23 protein-coding genes are annotated in these 23,379 nt (G+C 57.7%); 5 read left to right on the forward strand and 18 right to left on the reverse strand.

What is annotated here, in order from left to right; translation table 11 throughout:
• The coding region (locus AC0TNJ_RS11675; RefSeq protein WP_473771237.1) for a hypothetical protein at positions 1 to 621 on the forward strand (621 nt) is incomplete at its 5' end.
• Between the two features lie 548 nt (positions 622 to 1,169).
• Complete coding sequence (locus AC0TNJ_RS11680) at positions 1,170 to 1,913, forward strand: DNA helicase (protein ID WP_473771238.1); 744 nt, start codon at positions 1,170 to 1,172, stop codon at positions 1,911 to 1,913.
• Positions 1,914 to 1,920: 7 nt separating this feature from the next.
• On the opposite strand, the gene AC0TNJ_RS11685 is transcribed toward AC0TNJ_RS11680, so the two are convergent.
• Positions 1,921 to 3,453, reverse strand: a complete 1,533-nt coding sequence (locus AC0TNJ_RS11685; protein ID WP_473771398.1) for a YifB family Mg chelatase-like AAA ATPase — start codon at positions 3,451 to 3,453, stop codon at positions 1,921 to 1,923.
• A gap of 109 nt (positions 3,454 to 3,562) precedes the next feature.
• A complete protein-coding gene (gshB, locus tag AC0TNJ_RS11690) occupies positions 3,563 to 4,501 on the reverse strand; it encodes a glutathione synthase (RefSeq protein WP_122002869.1) in 939 nt (312 codons plus the stop codon).
• A 182-nt stretch (positions 4,502 to 4,683) separates the two neighbouring features.
• Between gshB and AC0TNJ_RS11695 the strand changes: the two genes are divergently transcribed.
• Entirely contained in the window at positions 4,684 to 5,559 is an 876-nt protein-coding gene (locus tag AC0TNJ_RS11695) for an SMP-30/gluconolactonase/LRE family protein (protein WP_473771239.1), read from the forward strand.
• 27 nt (positions 5,560 to 5,586) lie between these two features.
• Here the strand turns inward: AC0TNJ_RS11695 and AC0TNJ_RS11700 are convergent, their stop codons facing one another.
• The 9 genes from AC0TNJ_RS11700 to AC0TNJ_RS11740 all read right to left on the reverse strand — a co-directional run bounded on the left by AC0TNJ_RS11700 (position 5,587) and on the right by AC0TNJ_RS11740 (position 14,215).
• Positions 5,587 to 5,874 (reverse strand): DUF1330 domain-containing protein, encoded by a 288-nt coding sequence (locus AC0TNJ_RS11700; protein WP_473768106.1) that lies wholly within the window; start codon positions 5,872 to 5,874, stop codon positions 5,587 to 5,589.
• A gap of 20 nt (positions 5,875 to 5,894) precedes the next feature.
• A complete protein-coding gene (gene pyrF, locus AC0TNJ_RS11705; protein WP_473771240.1) occupies positions 5,895 to 6,596 on the reverse strand; it encodes an orotidine-5'-phosphate decarboxylase in 702 nt (233 codons plus the stop codon).
• A gap of 63 nt (positions 6,597 to 6,659) precedes the next feature.
• Positions 6,660 to 7,238, reverse strand: a complete 579-nt coding sequence (locus AC0TNJ_RS11710) for an NADPH-dependent FMN reductase (RefSeq protein WP_473771241.1) — start codon at positions 7,236 to 7,238, stop codon at positions 6,660 to 6,662.
• A 40-nt stretch (positions 7,239 to 7,278) separates the two neighbouring features.
• A complete protein-coding gene (gene pmtA, locus AC0TNJ_RS11715) occupies positions 7,279 to 7,878 on the reverse strand; it encodes a phospholipid N-methyltransferase PmtA (protein ID WP_122002864.1) in 600 nt (199 codons plus the stop codon).
• A 109-nt stretch (positions 7,879 to 7,987) separates the two neighbouring features.
• Positions 7,988 to 9,121, reverse strand: a complete 1,134-nt coding sequence (gene dnaJ / locus AC0TNJ_RS11720; RefSeq protein ID WP_473771242.1) for a molecular chaperone DnaJ — start codon at positions 9,119 to 9,121, stop codon at positions 7,988 to 7,990.
• A gap of 396 nt (positions 9,122 to 9,517) precedes the next feature.
• Positions 9,518 to 11,428, reverse strand: coding sequence for a molecular chaperone DnaK (dnaK, locus tag AC0TNJ_RS11725; protein WP_473768103.1), 1,911 nt, complete (start codon positions 11,426 to 11,428; stop codon positions 9,518 to 9,520).
• A 223-nt stretch (positions 11,429 to 11,651) separates the two neighbouring features.
• Positions 11,652 to 12,644 carry a Gfo/Idh/MocA family protein gene (locus tag AC0TNJ_RS11730; protein ID WP_473771243.1) on the reverse strand — a complete coding sequence of 331 codons (993 nt, stop codon included), beginning with the start codon at positions 12,642 to 12,644 and terminating at the stop codon, positions 11,652 to 11,654.
• 24 nt (positions 12,645 to 12,668) lie between these two features.
• Positions 12,669 to 13,316, reverse strand: coding sequence for a nucleotidyltransferase family protein (locus AC0TNJ_RS11735; RefSeq protein ID WP_473771244.1), 648 nt, complete (start codon positions 13,314 to 13,316; stop codon positions 12,669 to 12,671).
• Positions 13,313 to 14,215 carry a LysR family transcriptional regulator gene (locus tag AC0TNJ_RS11740; RefSeq protein WP_473771245.1) on the reverse strand — a complete coding sequence of 301 codons (903 nt, stop codon included), beginning with the start codon at positions 14,213 to 14,215 and terminating at the stop codon, positions 13,313 to 13,315. Before AC0TNJ_RS11740 ends, AC0TNJ_RS11735 begins: the two co-directional genes overlap by 4 nt.
• A 186-nt stretch (positions 14,216 to 14,401) precedes the next feature.
• Between AC0TNJ_RS11740 and AC0TNJ_RS11745 the strand changes: the two genes are divergently transcribed.
• The gene (locus tag AC0TNJ_RS11745; RefSeq protein WP_473771246.1) at positions 14,402 to 15,382 is read left to right on the forward strand and encodes an aldo/keto reductase; all 981 of its coding nucleotides are present in this window, start codon (positions 14,402 to 14,404) and stop codon (positions 15,380 to 15,382) included.
• Between the two features lie 45 nt (positions 15,383 to 15,427).
• Here AC0TNJ_RS11745 and AC0TNJ_RS11750 read toward each other — a convergent pair whose 3' ends face one another.
• Entirely contained in the window at positions 15,428 to 16,639 is a 1,212-nt protein-coding gene (locus AC0TNJ_RS11750) for an MFS transporter (RefSeq protein ID WP_473771247.1), read from the reverse strand.
• 101 nt (positions 16,640 to 16,740) lie between these two features.
• Between AC0TNJ_RS11750 and AC0TNJ_RS11755 the strand changes: the two genes are divergently transcribed.
• Complete coding sequence (locus tag AC0TNJ_RS11755; RefSeq protein ID WP_122002857.1) at positions 16,741 to 17,361, forward strand: TetR/AcrR family transcriptional regulator; 621 nt, start codon at positions 16,741 to 16,743, stop codon at positions 17,359 to 17,361.
• A gap of 142 nt (positions 17,362 to 17,503) precedes the next feature.
• Here the strand turns inward: AC0TNJ_RS11755 and pheT are convergent, their stop codons facing one another.
• From pheT to rpmI, 6 genes are all read right to left on the reverse strand, one after another.
• Positions 17,504 to 19,918, reverse strand: coding sequence for a phenylalanine--tRNA ligase subunit beta (gene pheT, locus AC0TNJ_RS11760; protein ID WP_473771248.1), 2,415 nt, complete (start codon positions 19,916 to 19,918; stop codon positions 17,504 to 17,506).
• 21 nt (positions 19,919 to 19,939) lie between these two features.
• Positions 19,940 to 20,344, reverse strand: coding sequence for an ASCH domain-containing protein (locus tag AC0TNJ_RS11765; protein WP_473768096.1), 405 nt, complete (start codon positions 20,342 to 20,344; stop codon positions 19,940 to 19,942).
• Positions 20,341 to 21,450: a phenylalanine--tRNA ligase subunit alpha gene (gene pheS, locus AC0TNJ_RS11770; RefSeq protein ID WP_121981248.1), complete on the reverse strand. Its 1,110-nt coding sequence runs from the start codon at positions 21,448 to 21,450 to the stop codon at positions 20,341 to 20,343. Before pheS ends, AC0TNJ_RS11765 begins: the two co-directional genes overlap by 4 nt.
• Before the next feature lie 151 nt (positions 21,451 to 21,601).
• Positions 21,602 to 22,444, reverse strand: a complete 843-nt coding sequence (locus tag AC0TNJ_RS11775; protein ID WP_122002853.1) for a serine/threonine protein phosphatase — start codon at positions 22,442 to 22,444, stop codon at positions 21,602 to 21,604.
• Between the two features lie 94 nt (positions 22,445 to 22,538).
• Complete coding sequence (gene rplT, locus AC0TNJ_RS11780) at positions 22,539 to 22,943, reverse strand: 50S ribosomal protein L20 (protein WP_006468099.1); 405 nt, start codon at positions 22,941 to 22,943, stop codon at positions 22,539 to 22,541.
• A gap of 26 nt (positions 22,944 to 22,969) precedes the next feature.
• Positions 22,970 to 23,170, reverse strand: coding sequence for a 50S ribosomal protein L35 (gene rpmI / locus AC0TNJ_RS11785; protein WP_006473268.1), 201 nt, complete (start codon positions 23,168 to 23,170; stop codon positions 22,970 to 22,972).
• Positions 23,171 to 23,379 lie beyond the last annotated feature (209 nt).

Raw genomic sequence — 23,379 nt, forward strand, 5'->3', positions numbered from 1 at the left:
ACGGTTTCATCCACCGATGTTGGCAACGGCAAAGATCTTACCACGCCCGTGCCGGCAAATGTGATTCAAACGCTGGGAAGCGGGCGTATGCCCATCCATTATGTTGCCTCACGAACCAGTGCCATCAATCCCGGCGAAACCATGGTGACCAATTCCGCAATTTCGGTCAGCACAATGGTCACAGTCGAAAGCGCCAGCGATTTTCCAGGTGGGGGAAAGGATCTGCCACTACCGGTATTCAAAACGACAGATCGGAAAGGGATCACATATGCGAATGCCGAGGCCGGAGTTGCGATCAGCACTCCGTATTACATTAATAAAAATGTCGGCGACGAAGTAACAATCTTGTTTTCCGCAAACTTGGAAGCTGATGGCAGCGGTGCGAACATCCCTGGTGCAGCCTATACAGAAACCAAACGTATTGGGCCGGACGACAAGGACGGCCCCACAACGTTTACACTACCATCGTCGCACGCACTTTATCTTTACCCCCGCGCCCAGGGACATCTGGTCTACAAGGCCAAGAACGATGCAGGGTCGGCTACAACGACGCAAGCAGTGAATGTTCTGTGCGACACGACGATCAACCCCCATCCGCCAAAGGGCGGAGGTCAATCTTAAGCCGATCTGCTCTGCCTGCACCAGGTGTTTAGTCCCGGCCCTTGATTCGAATTTCAGGGGACTTTCTCGAAAATGAGTCGCATTTTAGCGTACTCGTACGACACGCTTTAAGCTTTTGTTTTTATGCATGTCTCTCAAAATCAGTTTCCATTTTTGGGAGACATGCCTTAACTCTGAAATCCGTCATTTACAGATGTATTCGTAGGGCGTGTGTCCTTGAGCATCTTGACTCCATAGGCGAAGTTATAGGCTGAGATAAAATCCCGGGACCGACGTAGTTGGTCATGATTGCCGTAATGACGGGCAGAATGTCAGCGAACTGGAAACCTATAGCGCCACAGTGAAATCGCATCAAAAAGGCGATCGAGGTTACATAGCGGTTCCGGAGGTTTGACATTTGCGCTATGCTTTGATTCTGGCTTCTTCCAGGCCTCCCCCTCCATTCGGGAAAGCATTTTTTCATGCAGGAAGAATAAATCACGAACCAACTGTTCGGGCACATGCACAAGGAGGGACTGCAACGACAGCTCGTCACAGGAGGTTTATCGATGCGGTTATCGTCCCCTATCTATCGCCTGAAGCGACGCGCCAGACATTTGGCGAATAATGCCGATATTCCACTGCATGCAGCGCTTGATCGCATCGCCGCGCAGGAGGGTTACAAAAGCTGGAGCTCGCTTATAAATAAGGCGACCGCCCCCGTTTCTACTGAGGAGATATACAGCTATCTCAAATCCGGCGACATGGTGCTGGTGGGCGCCAGACCGGGCCATGGCAAGACCCTGTTGAGTCTCGACATAATGATCGAGGCCATGCGAGCAGGCAATTACGGCCGATTCTTTTCACTTGAGTATACTGAGAAAGAGGTAGCTGGACGCTTTCAGGCACTTGGGGTCAATCAAGACGATTTTCAGCATGTCTTTCGTCTTGATTGCTCGGATGCCATCTGCGCCGACTATATAATTGCCAAACTTGATGATGCTCCAACTGGAACTGTTGTCGTGGTCGATTATCTGCAAGTTCTCGATCAGAAACGAGAAAAACCCGACCTGACAACCCAGATCGCGGCGCTGAGGTCATTTGCTTCCAATCGACGGCACATCATTCTCTGCATATCACAAATTGATCGCTCCTTTGATCCGGCAATGAAGCCATGTCCGGCAATCGAAGATATTCGGCTTCCCAATCCGCTTGATCTCGCTTTGTTCGATACATACCTTTTTCTCAACGATGGCGAGATTCGCGTGCAGTGGCGGGACCGGACGAGGACGCACGAGAACGTAACGCTATAGCAAGGGTTCAGGCTGCGGAAGCCAGCCTTTCCGCCCCCATGCGGTAGGAAATGGCGCTGGCAAGATGAATGCGGCCGACCTTGTCGCTCCCATCCAGATCGGCCAGCGTGCGGGCGACCTTCAGAATGCGATGATATGCACGGGCAGAAAAACGCATCTGTTCGCTGGCGTCGCGCAAAAGCTTGAGACCTGCCGCATCCGGTTCCGCAACCGTTTCTATCAGCTTGGCTGAACAATAGGCATTGGTCATGAAGGGTTCCAGACCGAGCGCTGAATAACGCTCGGTTTGTATTGTGCGGGCGCGCGCGACGCGTTGCGCGACCGTCTCGCTCGTTTCTGATCGCGATGGCTTGATGAGATCGAAAGCGGAGACGGCGGGCATATCCACCCGCAAGTCGATACGGTCCAGCAACGGGCCTGAAATACGCGCCTGATAGTCAGCCTGACAGCGCGGGCCGCGTGCGCAGACATGGCCGGGTTCGCCCGCCATGCCGCAGCGGCAGGGATTCATGGCCGCAATCAGCTGAAAGCGCGCCGGATAGCTGGTGCGATGATTGACGCGCGCAATCAGACATTCCCCGGTTTCAAGCGGCTGGCGCAATGAATCCAGCACTTGCGGGGAAAACTCCGGAAACTCGTCCAGAAACAGCACGCCATTGTGCGCCAGCGATACTTCGCCCGGTCGCGCCCGCAGCCCGCCACCGACCATTGCCGCCATGGAGGCTGAGTGGTGAGGCGCGCGGAATGGACGGCGATCCGACAGTTTTCCACCTGAAAGCTCGCCCGCTATCGAGGCGATCATCGAAACGTCCAGCAATTCGCGCGGGGAAAGGCGCGGCAGAATGGAGGGCAATCGCTGCGCAAGCATGGATTTGCCCGATCCCGGCGGCCCGACAAGCAGCAGATTGTGATTGCCCGCAGCCGCGATTTCAAGCGCTCGCTTGGCGGTCTCCTGCCCCTTTATATCGGCAAGGTCGAGTTCCGTTTCACCGGAAATCCGCATGGATGGGTCCGGCCGGGTCAGGACCTGCGTGCCGCGAAAATGGTTGGCAAGGGCGATCAGGCTACGCGGAGCCAAAATATCAATGTCAGCGCCCGCCCAGGCCGCCTCCGGCCCGCAGGCATAAGGGCAGATGAGCCCCTTTTCTTCCCTGTTAGCGCCAATCGCGGCAGGCAGCACACCTGCCACTGATGTTATCGAACCATCGAGCGACAATTCGCCCAGAACGAGATAGGACTGGATCGCATCTGCTGGAATGGCGCCGATCGCCGCCATAAGCCCGACGGCAATGGGCAAATCATAATGCGACCCTTCTTTCGGCAGGTCGGCAGGCGCCAGATTGACCGTCACCCGTTTGGTCGGCATGGAAAGCCCGGAAGCGTGCAATGCTGCCTGCACACGCTCACGACTTTCCGCCACGGCCTTGTCCGGCAGGCCGACGATGGACATACCCATCTTGCCTGGCGCAACCATTACCTGCACGTCGACAGGTACAGCCTCTATGCCCTGAAAAGCAACCGTTCCAACCCGCGCGACCATGTGCCCCCGCTCGCCACGCACCACATCTCTTAAGTGAGTAAATACTCAAATACAACTTGAAGAGTTAAGCACGGACGAGCGGCAAACACAAGAACGTTAAGAGAACAAATTAGCGCTTGGCCTCGACCGCATCCCAAAACAGGGCCGCAATATTGGTCCCGTCGAAACGCTGGATTTCCCGGATACCGGTCGGAGAGGTGACATTGATTTCAGTCATGTAGTCGCCGATCACATCGATGCCGACCAGAATGAAACCACGCTCCTTCAGCGAAGGGCCAATACGCTCGCAAATCTCGCGTTCACGCGGCGTCAGCTTGCTCTGTTCGGCACGCCCGCCGACATGCATGTTGGAACGGGCGTCGGTTTCCGACGGTACGCGGTTGATTGCGCCGACAGGTTCGCCGTCAATCAGGATGATGCGCTTGTCGCCGGCGCGCACGTCCTTCAGATAGCGCTGCGCAATGAACGGCTCCTTGAAGAGCTGACCGAACATTTCCAGAAGCGAGGTCAGGTTGCGGTCGCCATCGGCCAGATGGAACACGCCCGCACCGCCATTGCCGTAAAGCGGCTTCAAGATGATGTCGCCGAACTCGCGACGGAAATCCATGACTTCCTGCGGGTCCTTGGTGATCAGCGTTTCCGGCATAAGGTCAGGAAACTCAGTCACGAAGATTTTTTCCGGGCTGTTGCGCACCCATGCCGGATCGTTGACCACCAGTGTCTTCGGATGAATCCGCTCCAGAAGATGGGTGGTTGTGATGTAGTTCATGTCGAAGGGCGGGTCTTGACGCAGAAGCACCACATCCATTTCCGACAGGTCGCGGCGGACCGGCTCGCCCAGCGTGTAGTGATCGCCCTTGATGTCGCGCACTTCCATCTTTTCGAGGCGAGCGGAAACGACGCCATCACGCATCGAAAGCCGGTCCGGCGTATAATGATAAAGCTCATGACCGCGCTTTTGCGCCTCGAGCGAGAGAGCGAATGTGGTATCGCCCGCGATATTCACCGTGCTGATATGGTCCATCTGGACCGCGACTTTGAGAGCCATGATTTCCTCGCGATTCGAAGTTGCGGGAAATCTAAAACGGAATGGTCAGGCAACATAGCCCTTTCTCTCAATCCGGCGCGGACTTCGCTTGTGCTTTTGCCAGTGTGTGAAGTTGAACTGGATCAGATTTCATCCATTGTCTATGCTTGATGCAATTGCCGCGGGCGTCTCGGGAGGAAAATGTGACCGCTGTTAAAACTACCCTGTTTGCCGACCACGTAGCGGAACTGGGCGAAGGCCCCGGCTACGATCCGCTGAGCGGTAATGTCTGGTGGTTCGACATTCTCGGCCAGAAACTGATCGAGAAGAACTGGGACAGCGGCGAAACCCACATCCATGCGCTCGGCATGAAAGCAAGCGCCCTCGCCGTGATCGATCGCGACCGGCAATTGATCGTCAGCGAACACGGTCTGTTCGTCCGTGAGCGCGCCAACGGGCGCTTGACTCTTCATCATCCGCTTGAAGCAGACAACGAAATCACTCGTTCCAACGACGCGCGCGTGCATCCTTCGGGATCGTTCTGGATCGGCACGATGGGCAAGAAAGCCGAGCCCGATGCGGGCTCCATCTGGTGGTATCGCGAAGGCCAGGTGAAAAAGCTGTTTTCCGGCATCACGATCACCAATTCGATCTGCTTTTCCTCCGATGGCAGGATTGCCTATTTCGCCGATACGCACCGCAATATCATCTGGCGGGTCGATACCGACCCCGAAACCGGATTGCCGGTATCGGACAAAAGCGTCTTCCACCACCGGGCCGAAGGAGGCGGCGTCGATGGCTCCGTCGTCGACGCGGAAGGCACGCTGTGGAATGCCTGCTGGGGCGGCAGTTCACTCAATGCCTATTCACCGCAGGGCCGCCTGATCCGCTCCGTTGCGCTGCCGGTGAAACAGCCCTCCTGCCCGGCTTTCGTGGGGCCGGATGCGACGGCGGTAATCGTGACGAGCGCCTATGAAGGTCTTGATGAGGAAACCCGCCGTTCAGACCCTCATGCCGGAAAGGTGCTGCTCTTGGACATGACACTGGCCGGACGGCACGATCCGCCGGTCCGGCTATAGAAAAGGGCCCGACTGGGCCCTTTGATTTCAGATACCTTCGACGATGACGATCTCGCCGTCAGCCACTGTCTGGCGGATCGCCTTCGCCGCCTGATATTCCGGCGAATTGTAGCAATCAAGCGCGTGCTGCATGGTCTCGAATTCGATGATCACATTGCGGGCGCGGCCCGGCCCCTCAACGGCTTCAGCCTTGCCGCCACGTGCGATGAAATTTGCGCCGTACCGCTCAAAAGCCGGTTTTGCTGTCGAAACATAATCCTTGTATCGCTCGGGATCACGGACATCCACACGGGCAATCCAATAGGCTTTCGTCATATTCTCTCCTCCAGTTTCTCTTACGCAACCGAGCGCATTTCTTCGAGAATGGCAAGAGCCGCCGCGTTCCGATCAGCCGCACCGACAATCGGGCGCGCGACGACGAGATGGCTGGCTCCGGCTTTCAATGCATCGGCAGGTGTCATGACCCGTTTCTGGTCACCCTTTTCCGAACCGGCGGGACGAATGCCCGGCGTAACGATAGCCATATCCGGGCCGACCGCCTGACGGATGGCTGCAGCTTCGGCGGCAGAAGCGACGATGCCGCCCATACCAGCCTCGCGTGCCTGACGCGCCCGTTTCAGCACCAGGGTTTCCGCGTCGTCAGAATAACCGGCTTCCCGCAGATCGACATTGTCCATTGATGTCAGGACCGTCACGCCCAGGAGGCAGAGATTCGATCCCCTCGCGGCTTCCACCGCTGCTCGCATCGCCTTCGGATAGGCATGGAGCGTAAGCATGGAAACGCCCATCTTCGCGACATTTTCAACGCCCTTTGCAATGGTGTTGTCGATGTCGAGCAGCTTCATATCGAGGAAGACTTTTTTCCGCGCCGCCACAAGGCTTTTGGCGAAATCGAGACCACCGGCAAAGACCAGCTGATAACCGATCTTGTAGAAGGAAACGGCATCGCCCAGTTCCTCGACTACTTTCTCGGCCTCAGTAATAGTCGGCACGTCAAGGCCCACGATCAGTCGATCGCGCAAATCTGTCGTCGTCATGAGAGTCTCCGTGGTGATTTTTACTCTCTTCGCACAACAGGCCCCGATACGAAAGAGACGGAATCAGCTTTTTGCTTCTTCCACCCGCGCGATGAGGCTGCGGCAGACAGCGGAGAGCATTCTGGCGCTGCGCTCTTCTTTCAGCGTGCCATCCTCATTGAATGCCACCGATGCATGACCGACCGAACATTGCTCGGTGACAATCTGCACGCCGACATTCATCAACACCGCACGCAAATGATAAAGTCCCCGCATCCCGGCGAACATGCCATCCGAACTCGAGCAGAGACCGACCGTCAGACCGGCATAGGGCCGAAACGGCTTGTCCCCATCCCTTGAAATGCGGCTGACCCAGTCGATAGTGTTTTTCAGAAGAGGCGGGATAGAGGCATTATATTCCGGCGAGCAGATCATCAGTCCGTCCTGTTCGGCGAACAGACGACCGAGTTTCATGGCGTTCTCAGGAACGCCATGCTCGTTTTCCAGATTCTGATCTATGATCGGCAGAGGATAGTCGGCAAGCGTGATGCGCGTTACTTCGGCACCCTGCGCCCGCAATTCCATTTCGGCTGCATCGGCCATATGCCCGGAAAAAGCGCCAACGCGAACCGACCCCGCGAAGACGAGAATACGTGCAGTCATGCTAAAACTCCGCGAGGAAAAATCTAAACCCGAAAAAAAACTAAACCAGTGGGCTGCGATAAACCCAGAGCTGTGCGGGCGGCACATTCCGCACCACGAAATCATAGTGCTGGACGGTATAATTGCCGCGACCGGCAGGAACCGGCGGCAAGGGGCCGTAGGTGATCTGCATCAGCGGGCGCCCGCGCGGAATATGCGAAAGCAGGCTTTCCACGAGCTGGATACGCCGCTCCATGGGGAAATTGAGCATGGGAACGGCAGAAATGATGCAGTCGAATTTCTGGTCCTTCTTTTCACCCAGTGCCGTATCGAGATCGAATGCGTCACCCTGGATGATATTGACCTCCGGAAAGATCGTATTCAGGTGGTCCACGAAATCCTGCGAATATTCGATGGAATAAAGGTCGGCTGGTTTCACGCCCTGTTTCAGGATCGCCTTGGTGATAACGCCGGTACCCGGCCCAAGCTCCAGAACCGGAAGACCGGAGCCGGTATCGATAACACTCGCCATGCGGCGCGCCGTAATGGAACTCGTCGGCAAAATAGCGCCGACCGCTTTCGGTCCGTCTATCCATCCCTTGAAAAAACGGATTTCCTCATCGAACTTTGCGGCCAGTTTCCTGCCGAGCTGTCCTGCCATTCTCGCTGCTCCCATTGTCGTTATCGGACAAGTTTATGCCGCTTTGAATTATCTAAGCAAGGCGTGAATAAGGAAAAGAACAAAAAAGGGAGCCTTTCGGCCCCCTTTATTACTCTCCGATACCGTCGAAGAATTCCTTCATCCTTGAAAAGAACCCTGCTGATTTCGGGCTGTTCTCCTGAGAGGAGAGTTTTTCAAACTCTTCCAGCAGTTCGCGCTGGCGTTTGGACAGGTTCTGCGGCGTCTCGATGTCGATCTGTATATAAAGATCGCCGACAGCTGCCTGGCGCAGAACCGGCATGCCCTTGCCCTTGAGGCGGAACTGCTTGCCGTTTTGCGTGCCTTCCGGAACCTTCACACGCGTCTGCGTGCCGTCGAGCGTCGAAACTTCGAACTGGCCGCCCAGCGCTGCCGTCGTCATCGAGATTGGCACCTTGCAATAAAGGTCGGAACCATCGCGCTGGAAAAACTCATGCGGCTTGACCGAAAGGAAAATGTAGAGATCACCCGACGGGCCGCCGCGCATGCCGGCTTCCCCTTCACCCGCGAGGCGAATACGGGTGCCGTCCTCGATGCCTGCCGGAATATTGACCGACAGCGAACGTTCCTGCGTCACGCGGCCCTGCCCGTGGCACTTGCCACAAGGGTCCTTGATGATCTGACCACGGCCGTTACAGGTCGGGCAGGTGCGCTCCACCGAGAAAAAGCCCTGCGCGGCACGGACCCGGCCCGAGCCGGAGCACATGGTACAGGTGGTGGGCTGCGAACCGGCCTTAGCGCCGGAGCCGGAACACTCGTCGCAGGTGATGGAGGTCGGAACGCGGATCTGCGCGGTCTTGCCCGCATAGGCTTCTTCCAGCGTCACTTCCATATTGTAGCGAAGATCGGCGCCACGTTCGCGTCCGCCATTGGAGCGGCGACGACCGCCGCCCATCATCTCGCCAAAAATATCTTCGAAGATATCGGCAAACCCGCCGCCGCCAGCAAAACCGTTGCCGAAGCCACCACCCATGCCGCCATTTTCAAAGGCCGCGTGGCCAAACCGGTCATAGGCGGCCCGCTTTTGCGGGTCCTTCAGCGTTTCGTAAGCCTCGCCGATTTCCTTGAACTTGCGTTCAGCTTCCGGATTATCCGGATTGCGATCCGGATGATATTCCATGGCGAGTTTACGAAAGGCTGTCTTCAGCGCCTTGTCGTCTGCTGTTCTTTCAACACCCAGAGCTTCGTAGTAATCGATCTTCATCAGTTCGTTATCCCGGCGACAGGAACGCGCCTTTTGCTTTCACGGACATCGTATCCCGAAACCGGTCCCCAGATTCGTGCGACACGCCCCAAAAGCGTTCAAGACTTGTCAGGGGCCAGCGTTTCCAATTGTTTATTTATCGAAGCGCCTTCCGATCCGATATGTCGGAGCGGCACTCCGGTTTCCAGCATCAACACCACTTTGTCCGAAACCGTCTCATGATCTTCAAGATGTATGCAGGCCAGAGCGATTTTTCAAACAGAGGCTGATTTTCTCGGTATTTTCCACCGACACCGGCCAACATGCAGGCTTATACAAAACCGGCAAATATGAACATCTCAAAAATTGGCAAAAGCCCGGGGCAGAACCCCGGGCTTGAGCGTATTGAGCCTGAATTTACGACTTCTTCTTGTCGTCGTCGATTTCTTCGTAATCGGCGTCGACAACATCGTCGTTTGAAGCTTTCTCTTCACCAGCGCCAGCAGCGCCGGTTTCGGCAGCCTGAGCGGCTTCGTACATGGCCTGGCCAAGCTTCATGGAAGCCTCTGCAAGCGTCTGCGTCTTGGCCTTGATGTCTTCTGCATCATCGCCTTCAAGCGCGGTCTTGAGGCTTGCGAGCGCATCCTCAATGGCCTTCTTGTCGTCAGCCGAGACCTTGTCGCCATATTCGGCCAGCGACTTTTCGGTCGAATGAACGAGGCTTTCAGCCTGGTTCTTCGCTTCGACGGCGTCGCGACGCTTCTTGTCGGCTTCGGCATTGGCCTCGGCGTCCTTGACCATCTTTTCGATGTCGGCATCGGAAAGACCACCGGACGCCTGAATGCGGATCTGGTGTTCCTTGCCCGTGCCCTTGTCCTTGGCCGTCACGTTGACGATGCCGTTGGCGTCGATGTCGAAGGTCACTTCGATCTGCGGCACGCCACGCGGTGCTGGCGGAATGCCGACGAGGTCGAACTGGCCAAGCATCTTGTTGTCGGCGGCCATTTCACGCTCGCCCTGGAAGACGCGGATCGTCACGGCCGACTGGTTGTCCTCGGCGGTGGAGAAGGTCTGCGACTTCTTGGTCGGGATCGTGGTGTTGCGCTCGATCAGACGGGTGAAGACGCCGCCCAGCGTTTCGATGCCCAGCGAAAGCGGGGTCACGTCGAGCAGCAGAACATCCTTGACGTCGCCCTGCAGAACGCCAGCCTGAATGGCCGCGCCCATGGCGACGACTTCGTCAGGATTGACGCCCTTGTGCGGTTCCTTGCCGAAGAAAGCCTTCACGACTTCCTGAATCTTCGGCATGCGGGTCATGCCGCCGACTAGAATCACTTCGTCGATTTCGCCAGCCTTGAGACCGGCATCCTTCAGCGCTGCCTTGCAAGGCTCGACGGTGCGCTGGACGAGGTCGTCGACCAGGCTTTCGAACTTGGCGCGCGACAGCTTGATGGCAAGGTGCTTCGGACCGGTGGCGTCCGCCGTGATGAACGGCAGGTTGACTTCGGTCTGCTGCGAGGACGACAGTTCGATCTTGGCCTTTTCGGCAGCTTCCTTGAGGCGCTGCAGGGCAAGCTTGTCGTTCTTGAGGTCGATGCCGCTTTCCTTCTTGAACTCGGAAACCAGATACTCGACCAGACGCATGTCAAAGTCTTCACCGCCGAGGAAGGTGTCGCCATTGGTCGACTTCACTTCAAAGACGCCGTCGCCGATTTCGAGGATCGACACGTCGAAGGTACCGCCGCCAAGGTCGTAAACAGCGATGGTCTTGCCATCGTTCTTGTCCAGACCGTAGGCGAGCGCGGCAGCAGTCGGCTCGTTGATGATACGCAGCACTTCAAGACCAGCGATCTTGCCGGCATCCTTGGTTGCCTGGCGCTGAGCGTCGTTGAAGTAGGCCGGAACGGTGATAACCGCCTGCGTAACCGTTTCTCCGAGATAGGATTCAGCAGTTTCCTTCATCTTCTGAAGGGTCATCGCAGAGACCTGCGACGGGGAATATTTCTTGCCGTGGACTTCAACCCAGGCATCGCCATTGTCGCCCTTGACGATATGGTAAGGGACAAGGTCCTTGTCCTTGGTAACCATCGGGTCGTCAAAACGGCGGCCGACAAGGCGCTTGACCGCAAAAATGGTACCTTCCGGATTGGTGACGGCCTGACGCTTTGCAGGCTGGCCGATGAGACGTTCGTCACTGTCGGTGAATGCAACGATCGAAGGGGTTGTACGCGCACCTTCGGCATTTTCGATGACCTTCGCGGTTTTGCCGTCCATGACGGATACGCAGGAGTTGGTCGTTCCCAGATCGATACCAATAACTTTAGCCATATTTCTCTCCATTCAGCAAACCGCCAAGACCTCTACCGAGCGTTCCGTGGGCGGTTCCTATCGGTTTCACAATGCTCTTTTCACGATGAGCGCCCGAACACCGAACCGGTTTCCAGACGCACATCAATGCCCTGTGCGAGGCGTATATAAGAAACGCGGTTTTTCACTGCAAGTCACAAGAGCCGGACAAAGACAGATTCCTTGCCCGATATTCCTTACAGGATCAACGGACTGTCTCGCTCATGCCGGTTTTGCCCGCACGATAGATCGCATCGATGAATTTCTGGTTCGCCTTCGAGCTTTCAAGCGAGAACAGTCTGGCATCCCTGTCGCCGCGTGCGGCGCGCACAAAGCTTTCGGCCTGAAGCTGGTAATGATTGGCGTCACCAAACGACCATTCGCTCGCTCGTGTGTGTCCGGCATCGAAAAGCGCGATGCTGCCATGGCCATATTTACCGGTATTGAACGGCGCATAAATCTCGATGAAGCCCTTGTCGCCATGGAAAACCATCGTCTGGCGTCCGGCAAGTTGCGTCGCGACATAGAAGGTCAGGTCAAAGCCGTCAAAACGCGCCGAAACATTGGCATAACGGTCGGTACCGAAAGCCGGATCATATTCCACCGATGCCTGGACCGAGAGAGGCTCTTGACCGGTTACCATGCGGGTTACCACGGTCGGATAGACGCCGATATCCGGCAAAGCGCCGCCGCCCAGTTCCGGCTGGTTGCGCATATTTCCAGGATCGACATTGAAATAGGAGAAGACACCCTGCACGTGGCGCAACCGGCCGATAGCGCCTTCGGCCAGAAGTTCCTGCAACTTGATCCACTGCGGGTGATAATAGACCATGAAGGCTTCAGCTATCGTAACCTTATGCTTGTCACGCGCGGCGACAAGCTGGTCGATATCATCGGCCTTGAGCGCGACCGGTTTTTCACACAGCACATGTTTGCCAGCTTCCGCCGCCTTGAGGCTCCATTCGATGTGCTGTGAGGTCAGCAGCGGTATATAGACGCCATCAATGGCGTCGCTCGCCAGAAGCTCCTCATAGGAACCGAATGCCAGCGGTGCACCAAAACGATCGGCGACAGCGCGCGCACGTGACTGATCCCGGCTCGCGACGGCATGAACGACGCCATTCTCGGAGGCGCAAAGCGCGGGAATCACCTGCGTGACACCGATCTTGGCGGTTGAAAGAATACCCCAACGAAACATGCAATTCCCTCATCTATAAAGAGTTCAATCCGTCACGTCCCAGCCCTGAACAGTCAGTTCCGGCCAGAATTTGAGCGCGCGGTCGGCCTTGATCTCATATGTTTGGCGGTTATCGATGGCACGATTGGGCCGAAGGCGAAATGAAAAAATATCATCGAGGCCGAAAGGAGCGTGGATGAGCAGCTCGCCCTCTGCCGCCTCACCCTCGTTTGCCAGCCGCGCGCCGACGCAATGGGCGATCGTCGAATAGCGTTCTATCGATTCGGTGGCGCAACGAAGTGGTGCATAAGGCTGCCCGAAGCGCTTTTCGAACCACAGATGCACCCGGGCCTGATTGCGGATCTCCACCGGAAGCGGAAAACCGCGAAATATCTCGGCACCGCGCGCGATAACCGCATCCTCCGCTTCCCAGGAAAGATCGCGGCCGTCGAAATAAATAATGTCGAGGTCCTTGATTCCAAGCAGGTCCGGCCGCCCAGTCAGCCGGTTCCAGATGGTGTTGTAAAGCGCGCCGGAAACGACCCAGAAATCGGAAACCTTTCCTCCCAGGTCATGCAACCGATGCAGCGCATCGGCCAACATCGGACTTTCCAGCACCATCTGCGAAAAGACATTCCGCTGCTGAGAGGGCGAGAGGCCAGCGTAGCGCAAATGCTCCGGCAGCGTGTTCATTTATCGGTTCCTGTCCCATGGCGATAGAAGTCGATGAATGCGCGCAATGCCGGGCGCATCTGGCGGCGGCTTGGATAATAAAGGTGGAACCCCTCGAAGGGCGCGCACCAGTCTTCCAGAACCCGGACCAGCCGACCCTCGGCCAGAAAATCCCGCGTATAATCCTCGAACAGCCAGACCAGCCCCGCGCCGGCCAGCGCCGCCTCGAGCAGGATGCCGTTGTCGTTGGCGATCAGTGGTCCTTCGACGCCGATTTCCACGATCTGGCCGTTCTTCTCGAACTCCCAGCGATAGAGCCGCCCTCCCGGGAAGCGCTGACGCAAACAGCGGTGCCGCGCCAGATCGCGCGGATGCGAAGGGGCCGAACGGGCTTCGAAATAGGCGGGCGATCCCACCACGGCGCCGCGCTGTGGGCCACCGAGCCGTACCGCGATCATGTCGGCTTCCAGATTTTCGCCTAGCCGCACACCCGCATCGAAACCGGCAGCGACGATATCGGTGAAGGCGTTGTCGATACGCAGGTCCAGCGTGATGTCGGGATAGAGCCGGGCGAATTCACCAAGGCGAGGCGCAAGCATCAGCTGCGTGGCAACGAGCGGGGCGGAAATGCGCAGGATTCCCGCCGGGCGGTCCTTCGTCTCCAGCGCCGCGCCCAGCGCCTGATCGATCTCCGCCAGCGCGGGCGCAAGTCGCTCCAGAAGCCGACGGCCCGCCTCCGTTGGCGCGACGCTGCGCGTCGTGCGCGCCAGAAGGCGCACGCCCAGACTGTCCTCCAGCGTTGCCACCGCATGGCTGACGGCTGAGGGGGCAATCGCCAATTCCCGCGCCGCACCCCGAAAACTTCCATGCGCGGCAACAGCGGCAAGAACAGCAAGCTGTGACAGTTGGCTTCGATTCATTGTTATAAATTACAGAACAAGCCGTGAAAATAAATCGGTATTATCGAACTGATCTCCCTGTTTTATGTTTCACCGCATGATCCCTGCCGGACTGCTGCCGCCCCGAAGGTGCAGCCAGCCGGTTCGTCTCCCGATTTTCCCGCACAATTTTCAGTACTTTCAATCAGTCATTCGAAAGGAACTACAATGCAACAGCGTAAACTCGGCCCGCAATTGAGCGTTTCCGCCCTTGGTTTCGGCTGCATGGGAATGACCTATGCCTATGGCGGACAGGACCAGCAGGACGCGATCCGCACGCTGCATCGCGCCGTCGATCTCGGCGTGACTTTTTTCGATACGGCGGAGGTCTATGGCCCGTTCGAGAACGAGAAGCTCGTCGGCAAGGCGCTGAAGCCCTTTAGGGAGCGGGTGACGATTGCAACGAAGTTCGGCTTCAAGATCGAAGACGGGCAGATGAAGGGTGTCGATAGCCGTCCCGAACATATTCGCGACGTAGCCGAGGCTTCCCTCAAGAGGCTCGGTATCGATGTGATCGACCTGTTCTACCAGCACCGCGTCGACCCATCCGTGCCGATCGAAGATGTGGTCGGCACCTTGAAGGACCTCATCGATGAGGGGAAAATTCGCGCGATCGGCCTTTCCGAAGCGGGCGCCTCCACGCTGCGCCGCGCACATGCGGTCCACCCCATCGCCGCGCTGCAAAGCGAATATTCGCTATGGGCTCGCGATCCAGAAGAGGGCGTTCTGCCAGTCTGTCGCGAACTCGGTATTGGTTTCGTACCCTATAGCCCACTCGGGCGCGGCATGCTGACCGGCACGGTACGCTCGCAGTCAGACCTTGCAGAAGACGATTTCCGCAAGACGCTGCCGCGTTTCCAACCTGGTAATCTGGAAGCCAACAACCGGCAGGTGGACCGCATCATCGAGATCGCGCAGGAAAAGCAGGTCACACCCGCACAACTGGCGCTGGCTTGGGTATTGAGCCGGGGTGATTTCATCGTGCCTATCCCCGGCGTGCGCAAAATCCGTCATCTGGAAGACAATGTGAAAGCCGTCGACGTTGTGCTGACGCCGGAGGACCTGCAACGCCTGGACGAAGTGTCCACGCCAAACCTGATTGCAGGCAAGCGTTACAACGAACAGCAGCTTGCGCTGACCGGTCTCTGATCAGATGCCCCAAACGAAAAGGGAGCCCGACCGGCTCCCTTCTTTTTACATCCGGCGCAAGGCTGGTGGCGCGAGAGTCAGAAGCCCGCCCAGCGTCATGGCGAAGCCCACCCATAGCGGCGCATGCAGGCCATAGCCGGCCTCCATCGCCTGTCCGCCGACCCATGGTCCGAGCCCGAGACCGATATTGATGACCGACGCATGCATCGCGTTCACCAGCGCACCCGGATGTGCAATCCGCATCACCCGCGCAATGAAGGCGGGATTGAGGGCAATGCCCGTCAGGCCGATCATCACGATGGCGAGAATTGCAGCAGGCTTCAATTCTGCGAAAAGCGCGAAAATCAGCATAGCCGCCAGCATCAGCACCAGTCCGACGGCGATGGTGGGGATCGTGTGGCGATCCGCAAAGCGCCCGGTGACATAATTGCCGACGATATTGGCGCCGCCATAGACCGCGAGCAGCAATGGCACCTGCATCGCCGAGAAACCGGCAAGCTGCACCGTGATCGGCGACAGATAGCTGTAGACGGCGAAGGACGAGCCGATGACGAGCGCACTTGTGGCATAGGCAGCCCAGAGTTTCGGCTTGCGCATTTCCTTCAGTTCGGAGCGCAGATCGGCCTGCGGCGCATCGGGTGAGGATTCGATCTTGATCGCGATGACAAGCGCGCAGACCAGGATCAGAACCACAATTGCCCAGAAGCTCGCCCTCCAGCCGAACGCATTGGTGATTGCCGTTGCGATGGGCACGCCGAAGACGGTACAAAGCATGAGGCCCGCAAAGACGAGCGACGAGGCGCGTCCGCGCAATTCCGGTCCGACAAGCTGCGCCGTGATGGCGAGCATCAGCCCGAAGCTTGTCGCCGCCGCCATGCCGGTCAGAACGCGCGCGACGAGCAAAACCTGGAAGCTACTGGTGGACGCCGCAACACTTTGCGCTGCCGCATAAAAGACCAGCAAAAGCAGAAGCCCGCGCTTGTTCTCGATCTTGAGCGCCAGAAACAATATCGTCACCAGCGGCCCGCCGACCATCATGCCGAGAGCGTAAAGCGATATGAGATTGCCGATATCGGCAATGGAACGGTCGAACGCCACCTGAAGGGAGGGCAGCATTCCCGAAATCATAAGCTCGGAAGTCGTGAGCGCAAAAACGCCAAGACTGAGACAGTACACGACCAGCGGGATTGCCCGCGCCTTTTGCGCGGACGCAGAGACCCCTTCCGCCGCCAGGGCGGAATCGCACGTATCGTTCATGGGACGAATCCTATTTATATAGTATAGATTACATAATTAATATCGACTTGCCCGAAAGGGTCAAGAGAATTATATAAGGATGATTATAGAAAGGGAGAAAAATGGTTCCACGCGGACGTCCGCGCAGCTTCGACCGCGATGCGGCGCTGGACAAGGTGATGAAGGTTTTCTGGGCCAAGGGCTATGAATGCGCCCAGATCAACGATTTCACGACCGCCATCGGCATCACGCCGCCGAGCTTTTATGCCGCTTTCGGCAATAAGGAGCAGGCATTTCGTGAAGCTGTCGACTATTATCGCCGCACCATCGGCGCCGTCCCTTTCGACGCGCTTGAAAATGCGCCCACCATTCATGACGGCTTGCGCCAATGGCTGGAGAAAACCGCCGACAGCGCCTTTGCCTGTCCGGCGGGCGGCTGCATGATCAGCGTCAGTTCGATCCAGTGCAAACCGGAAAATGTGCCTGTGAAGGAATTTCTCCAGGCCATCCGTCACGCCAATCATGAGCGGCTTTCAAAGCGCCTGCAACGAGCTGTCGCGACAGGCGAACTGCCTGCCGACGCCGATATTGCGCAGATGACCGAGTTTTATCACATGATCCAGCAGAGCATTTCCTTTGAAGCCCGCGACGGCAATTCGCGCGCCGCGGTGCAAAAGATCATCGATATGGCAATGCTGGCCATGCCTGCCCGTGCAACCGGGACGCCTGATCTCGTCAATTGATCCACCCAGCAAGAGAAAATAGAAACGAAATCAAAACCGCTCGAAATAGCGCATATCAATCCTATTCCAAAAATTTAAAATACAAAAAGCGCCAGCCTGAATTTATCAGGCCGGCGCTTTCATCTCCATCACATGGCAGTCTTTATCCGCGAAGAACACCGCCGGTCTGTTTGGCGACGCTTGCCACGACCTGTTTCGACAGCGTGTCCAGATCTTCATCCGTCAATGTGCGGTCCTGCGGCTGCAACAGCACTTCGACGGCAATCGACTTCTTGCCTTCACCGAGCGCGGCGCCTGTGAAGATATCGAAAACCTGAACGCCGACGATCAGTTTCTTGTCAGCAGACGAAACCGCCTTCACAACATTTCCGGCCTCGACACTTGCTTCCACCACAAACGCAAAATCGCGCTTGAGGCTCTGGAACTGCGAGAGGTTGAGTGCGGGCTTGGTGCGGGTGGATTTTGCCTTCGGCTCAGGGATCGCATCGATATAGACTTCAAAGCCGCAAAGTGCGCCCGAAACATCAAGCGCTTCCAGCGTATCCGGATGGAACTCGCCGAAATAACCGAGCACGACCTTCGGTCCGAGCTTCAGCGTGCCCGAACGGCCCGGATGGAACCAGTCCGGCCCACCGGCTTCGATCTGGATGCGATCCACCGGCGCACCGGCAGCTTCCAATGCGGCCAGCGCATCGGCCTTGGCGTCGAACACGCCGACGGGTGCCGCATTGCCAGCCCAGAAACGACCAGAGCCGTCAACCTTGGCCGTGCCGCGACGCACGCCACCGGCAACCCGGCGCTGCTTGTCCGGTGTGTCGCCTTCATAGATGCCCGACACCTCGAACAAGGCCGTATCGCCAAAGCCGCGATCCGCATTGCGCTGTGCCGCGGCCAACAGGCCCGGCAGAAGCGACGGGCGCATATCCGACATGTCGGCAGCAATCGGGTTGGCAAGCTTCAGTTGCGAAGCGCCGCCGCCGAACGCCTTGGCCTGCGCTTCAGAAATGAAGGAATAAGTCACGGCTTCCATCATGCCGCGCGATGCCAGCATGCGGCGGGCATGGCGGGTGCGGATTTGCAGCGTCGTTAGAATACGGCCATTGACCGCGCCGTGGCTCGGCAAAGGCTGCGGCGCAATCTGATTGATGCCATGAATGCGCATGACTTCTTCAACGAGATCGGCCTTGCCTTCCACATCGCCGCGCCATGACGGAACGGTTGCCTTGATAACCTTGCCGTCACCTTCGACGCCGAAGCCGAGACGCTTCAGGATATCGAGCGAGATTTCGTAAGGCACGTCGATGCCGGTCAGGCGCTTGACTTCCGAAACGGGGAAATCGATCACGCGCGGCTCCGGCTTGCTATAGCCGACCACATCGAGAACCGTCGGCTTTCCGCCGCAGAATTCCAGCACCAGCCTGGTCGCGATTTCCGCACCCGGCACCATCATTTCCGGATCGACGCCGCGTTCGAAGCGATAGCGCGCATCGGTGACGATGCCGAGTTCACGCCCCGTGCGCGCGATCATGCGTGGGTCCCAAAGTGCTGATTCAATCAGCACATCGACCGTGTTCTCGTCGCAGCCCGAATGTTCGCCGCCCATGATACCGGCAATGGATTCCGGGCCGTTTTCATCGGCGATAACGTACATGCCCGGCTTGAACTTGTATTCGCGCTGATCGAGGCCGAGAATGGTTTCTCCGTCCCGTGCCTCGCGCACCGTCAGATTGCCCTTGACCTTGGCCGCATCGAAGACGTGCAGCGGACGGCCCTGATCGAAAGTCACGTAATTGGTGATGTCCACCAGCGCGTTGATCGGACGCAGGCCGATAGCCTTCAGGCGCTGCTGCATCCATTTCGGGCTTGGGCCGTTCTTCACGCCCTTGACCATGCGCAGCGCGAAGCCGGTGCAGAACGGGTTTTCGGCATCCTGATCCAGAATAACCTTCACAGGCGTTTCGCCCTCACCCTTGACCGCTTCCGGCAATGTATCTTTCAGCTTGCCGAGGCCGGCAGCAGCGAGATCGCGCGCAATGCCGCGAATGCCTGCACAATCAGCGCGGTTCGGCGTCAGGCCGATTTCGATGATCGGATCGTCAAGGCCCATATAGGCGGCAAAACTGGTGCCCACCGGCGCATTTTCCGGCAGGTCGATGATTCCGTTATGCTCGTCGGACAATTCCAGCTCGCGCTCGGAGCACATCATGCCGAAACTTTCGACGCCACGAATCTTGCCGACCGACAATGTGACGTCGAGGCCCGGAACATAGTCGCCCGGACGGCCCAGAACGCCGACCAGACCGGCGCGTGCATTGGGCGCACCGCAGACGACCTGAACCGGCTTGCCGTCACCCGTATCGACGGAGAGCACGCGCAGCTTGTCGGCATCCGGGTGCTGAACGGCGGTCAGCACCTTGGCGATCTTGAAGGCCTTGAAAGCGGCGCGGTCATCGACCCCATCCACTTCCAGACCGATATCGGTCAGTTTTTCGACGATTTCATCCAGTGTCGCATCGGTTTCAAGGTGATCCTTGAGCCAGGAAAGCGTGAATTTCATGATCGTGTTCTTTCCTAAATTTCAGCGTTTGAGCACTTCGACCACGCGAAAGCGCTCGCAAAGCAATTTCATGTCCGGAGAAAAGCCGCCGTTGCGGCGAAAATAGGCTTCGTGTCCTTTTCGCCAGTCATCCAGTGGACCTTCCCCCTCATCTTCCGCAAATGCGGCATCAACTTCATCAAAGCGGCGCACCGTCAGTTCGACGGTTTCCAGTACCGCAGCAGGTCGACCCTGACCGTCCAGAACCACATCGCGGCGACCGATGACCGGCATCGGCTCACCGTCTTCCCCGAAAGAGGCAAGCGCGGCACAGGTCGCGGTCTTTCGGCCCGCCAGCACCAGCGCAAGCAGCTCGTCGGCGAGTTCCGGCGAATCGCCAAAGGCGAAGGTCACGGCATCGCGATAAGGTTCGGGCAGTTGCGTCATGCGCTCAGACCGCCGAACAGCGTCGGAATGTCGAGCGGACGGAAACCGTAATGCTCGATCCAGCGCACATCGGCGTCAAAGAAGGCGCGCAGATCAGGCATGCCATATTTCAGCATGGCAATGCGGTCGATGCCCATGCCCCAGGCAAAGCCCTGATAGACGTCCGGATCGTAGCCGGAAGCGCGCAGCACATTGGGGTGCACCATGCCGCAGCCCAGAATTTCGAGCCAGTCATTGCCTTCGCCGAACTTCACATGCGGGCCGGAACGGTCGCACTGGATATCCACTTCAACCGATGGCTCGGTGAAGGGGAAGAAGCTTGGGCGCATGCGCATCTTGACCGAAGGCACTTCGAAGAAAGCCTTGCAGAACTCTTCCAGCACCCATTTCATGTTGGCGACAGTGGCCGACTTGTCGACAACCAGACCCTCGACCTGATGGAACATCGGCGAATGGGTGGCATCGGAATCCATGCGGTACGTCTTGCCCGGAATGACAATGCGGATCGGCTCGTCGCGGCCTTCCTTGTCACGGATGGCTGCGAACTTCTCCATGGTGTGCACCTGCACCGGCGAGGTATGGGTGCGAAGAAGCTTGCGCTCGCCCTTCTCGTCCGCATTGAAGAAGAACGTGTCGTGCATCTCGCGCGCCGGATGGCCTTCAGGAAAATTCAGCGCCGTGAAATTGTAATAGTCGGTTTCGATATCCGGACCTTCGGCAATCGAGAAACCCATATCGGCGAAGATTGCCGTGATCTCGTCGATCACCTGCGAAATCGGATGAATGCGGCCGCGCGATGCAGCACTTTCGCGGACAGGAAGCGTTACATCAACCTTTTCGCGCTCAAGGCGCGCTGCAATCGCCTGACGACGCAGCTCGGTCTTGCGCTCGGTCAACGCTTCGGTAACCCGGTTTTTCAAGCCGTTGATGGCCGGTCCCTGCGCCTGACGTTCTTCAGGCGTCATGCTGCCCAGCGTCTTCAGCTTTTCCGAAACAGAACCCTTCTTGCCAAGGGCCGCGACACGGACGGCTTCAATCGCCGGCTCGTCAGCCGCCGCCGCAATGTCTTCAAGAATCTGCCGTTCGAGTTGTTCTAGATCACTCATTGTTTAAATCCCTGTCGCGCCTGCGGCGCTCCACGCCTCTTGGTTTAAATCCCTGTCGCGCCTATGACGCTCCACGCCTCTTGTTTCCAGTTGCCGGTTGCGCCTGCGGCACCCCAAAAAATTCCACTTTGCAGCCAAAGAAGCTTTTTCGTTACTCTCTTTGACCTGATTGGTGAGATGCATCAAGATTTGCGTCAAAAAATTCCATCGCCTGCAAAAGCCGTCTTCCATCGCCGCCGAGAAAAATGCGGCGGAACAGCCGCAGCGGCGCGATGGTAAATCGGAAAAATCCGACGATTTTCTCCAGTTCCGGCAGCACCGCTGCCGGGGCTAGCGCCCGGTAAGCTGCAAATGCCTGTTGCGGCGTCTCTGCAAGCCGCGCCTGCGCGGTAATCTGGAAGAACAAAAGCCAGACGTCGCGCGCCTGTGCGGCGGCAAGCGGCATGACCGTTTCCGGCTCCTCCTCGAAATCGAGAAAACCCGCTACGCCGTTCTTCTCGAAGAAATCGCGCGGGTGCGGACGCCCGTGGCAAAGCCCGACTGCATGCGCCTCGCCCAACGCGCGCGCGCAATGGATGAGAAGCGCGTCATGTGCTTGCGGATCAACATGGCCCAGATGGTCGAGCCGATCCTGAATGATCGGTGCAACATCGCTCAGAACCAACACCGCTCCATGGCGGTAGACGATCCTTGGCACCTGAAAGCCCGCCTGCATAAAGGCGCTCATCTTGCGCTCTTCGCGGTCGCCCATGCCTGCTTCTCCGATATTTTTCGGGCTGCGCAGGAAGGGATAGGGAAGAAGCGGCGAAATCAGGCTGTGCAGACGCTTCGGGAGCGGACGCCTTTCGGCATCATAGCGTTTGATCCAGACACGATGACCGCCAATGACAGCGCTGGAAATGCGCTTGCCCTGGCTTTGGACGAGCAGAACCAGCAGGCTGCGGAGATCGTCCGCATCCAGATCCAGTCTCAGCTTGCCCGGTTCATCCTTCATGCCCGGTTTGCACTCCCCAAAAAGGAAAACCCGCGCCAGCCGAGCCAGCGCGGGTCCCCAAAATTATCGATACTGCTTGGGAAAGGCGGCTGGCTTAGCGGACAGCGCCTTCAAAAGCGTTCGGCGTCTCGGTGTTCTTGAGATACTCAAGAGCCTTCTTTGCCGAAGCAACCAGCGCACCGAATGCATCCGGTTCGTGGATTGCGATGTCGGACAGAACCTTGCGGTCGATTTCGATGCCAGCCTTGGCCAGACCGTCAATGAAACGGCCATAGGTCAGGCCCTGCTCACGGACAGCAGCGTTGATGCGCTGAATCCAGAGAGCGCGGAACGAGCGCTTGCGGTTCTTGCGGTCGCGGTAAGCATACTGCTTCGAACGGTCAACTGCAGCCTTGGCGGTGCGGATGGTGTTCTTGCGACGGCCACGGAAACCAGCAGCCTGATCCAGAACCTTCTTGTGCTTTGCGTGGGCGGTAACGCCGCGTTTTACGCGTGCCATGTTATGATCTCCTTCTCAGACTAATCTTAGAGGCCGTTCGGCAGGAACTGCTTCACGATCTTTGCATCGGCATCGGCGAGAACCATGGTGCCGCGTGCATCGCGAATGAACTTGTTCGAACGCTTGATCATGCCATGACGCTTACCAGCAGCTGCGGCCTTGATTTTGCCGGTGCCGGTGATCTTGAACCGCTTCTTGGCGGCCGATTTGGTCTTCATCTTGGGCATTTTGCTACTCCTTTGTTTAGTCCCCGTCGTGCCTGCGGCACTCCACGCCTCTTGCTTCAAGCGGCGTCGGTATCTGCAACCGACCGGAACCCTGTTTTCACTTCCGGACTGACCAAGCCCGAAAAGCATACGAAACCGCCACGGCATGCCCTGCCGGGCGGTTCGAACGCGGCCTTATAGGCTCAAAGACCGCAAAACGCAATGCCCGA

Source organism: Ochrobactrum sp. PL_is483 (genome assembly GCF_055816855.1).

Coding starts and splice junctions, on each gene's coding strand:
- AC0TNJ_RS11680 (WP_473771238.1), top strand. CDS start 1,170: ATGCGGTTATCGTCCCCTATCTATCGCCTGAAGCGACGCGCCAGACAT.
- AC0TNJ_RS11685 (WP_473771398.1), bottom strand. CDS start 3,453: ATGGTCGCGCGGGTTGGAACGGTTGCTTTTCAGGGCATAGAGGCTGTA.
- gshB (WP_122002869.1), bottom strand. CDS start 4,501: ATGGCTCTCAAAGTCGCGGTCCAGATGGACCATATCAGCACGGTGAAT.
- AC0TNJ_RS11700 (WP_473768106.1), bottom strand. CDS start 5,874: ATGACGAAAGCCTATTGGATTGCCCGTGTGGATGTCCGTGATCCCGAG.
- pyrF (WP_473771240.1), bottom strand. CDS start 6,596: ATGACGACGACAGATTTGCGCGATCGACTGATCGTGGGCCTTGACGTG.
- AC0TNJ_RS11710 (WP_473771241.1), bottom strand. CDS start 7,238: ATGACTGCACGTATTCTCGTCTTCGCGGGGTCGGTTCGCGTTGGCGCT.
- pmtA (WP_122002864.1), bottom strand. CDS start 7,878: ATGGCAGGACAGCTCGGCAGGAAACTGGCCGCAAAGTTCGATGAGGAA.
- dnaJ (WP_473771242.1), bottom strand. CDS start 9,121: ATGAAGATCGATTACTACGAAGCTCTGGGTGTTGAAAGAACAGCAGAC.
- dnaK (WP_473768103.1), bottom strand. CDS start 11,428: ATGGCTAAAGTTATTGGTATCGATCTGGGAACGACCAACTCCTGCGTA.
- AC0TNJ_RS11730 (WP_473771243.1), bottom strand. CDS start 12,644: ATGTTTCGTTGGGGTATTCTTTCAACCGCCAAGATCGGTGTCACGCAG.
- AC0TNJ_RS11735 (WP_473771244.1), bottom strand. CDS start 13,316: ATGAACACGCTGCCGGAGCATTTGCGCTACGCTGGCCTCTCGCCCTCT.
- AC0TNJ_RS11740 (WP_473771245.1), bottom strand. CDS start 14,215: ATGAATCGAAGCCAACTGTCACAGCTTGCTGTTCTTGCCGCTGTTGCC.
- AC0TNJ_RS11745 (WP_473771246.1), top strand. CDS start 14,402: ATGCAACAGCGTAAACTCGGCCCGCAATTGAGCGTTTCCGCCCTTGGT.
- AC0TNJ_RS11750 (WP_473771247.1), bottom strand. CDS start 16,639: ATGAACGATACGTGCGATTCCGCCCTGGCGGCGGAAGGGGTCTCTGCG.
- AC0TNJ_RS11755 (WP_122002857.1), top strand. CDS start 16,741: ATGGTTCCACGCGGACGTCCGCGCAGCTTCGACCGCGATGCGGCGCTG.
- pheT (WP_473771248.1), bottom strand. CDS start 19,918: ATGAAATTCACGCTTTCCTGGCTCAAGGATCACCTTGAAACCGATGCG.
- AC0TNJ_RS11765 (WP_473768096.1), bottom strand. CDS start 20,344: ATGACGCAACTGCCCGAACCTTATCGCGATGCCGTGACCTTCGCCTTT.
- pheS (WP_121981248.1), bottom strand. CDS start 21,450: ATGAGTGATCTAGAACAACTCGAACGGCAGATTCTTGAAGACATTGCG.
- AC0TNJ_RS11775 (WP_122002853.1), bottom strand. CDS start 22,444: ATGAAGGATGAACCGGGCAAGCTGAGACTGGATCTGGATGCGGACGAT.
- rplT (WP_006468099.1), bottom strand. CDS start 22,943: ATGGCACGCGTAAAACGCGGCGTTACCGCCCACGCAAAGCACAAGAAG.
- rpmI (WP_006473268.1), bottom strand. CDS start 23,170: ATGCCCAAGATGAAGACCAAATCGGCCGCCAAGAAGCGGTTCAAGATC.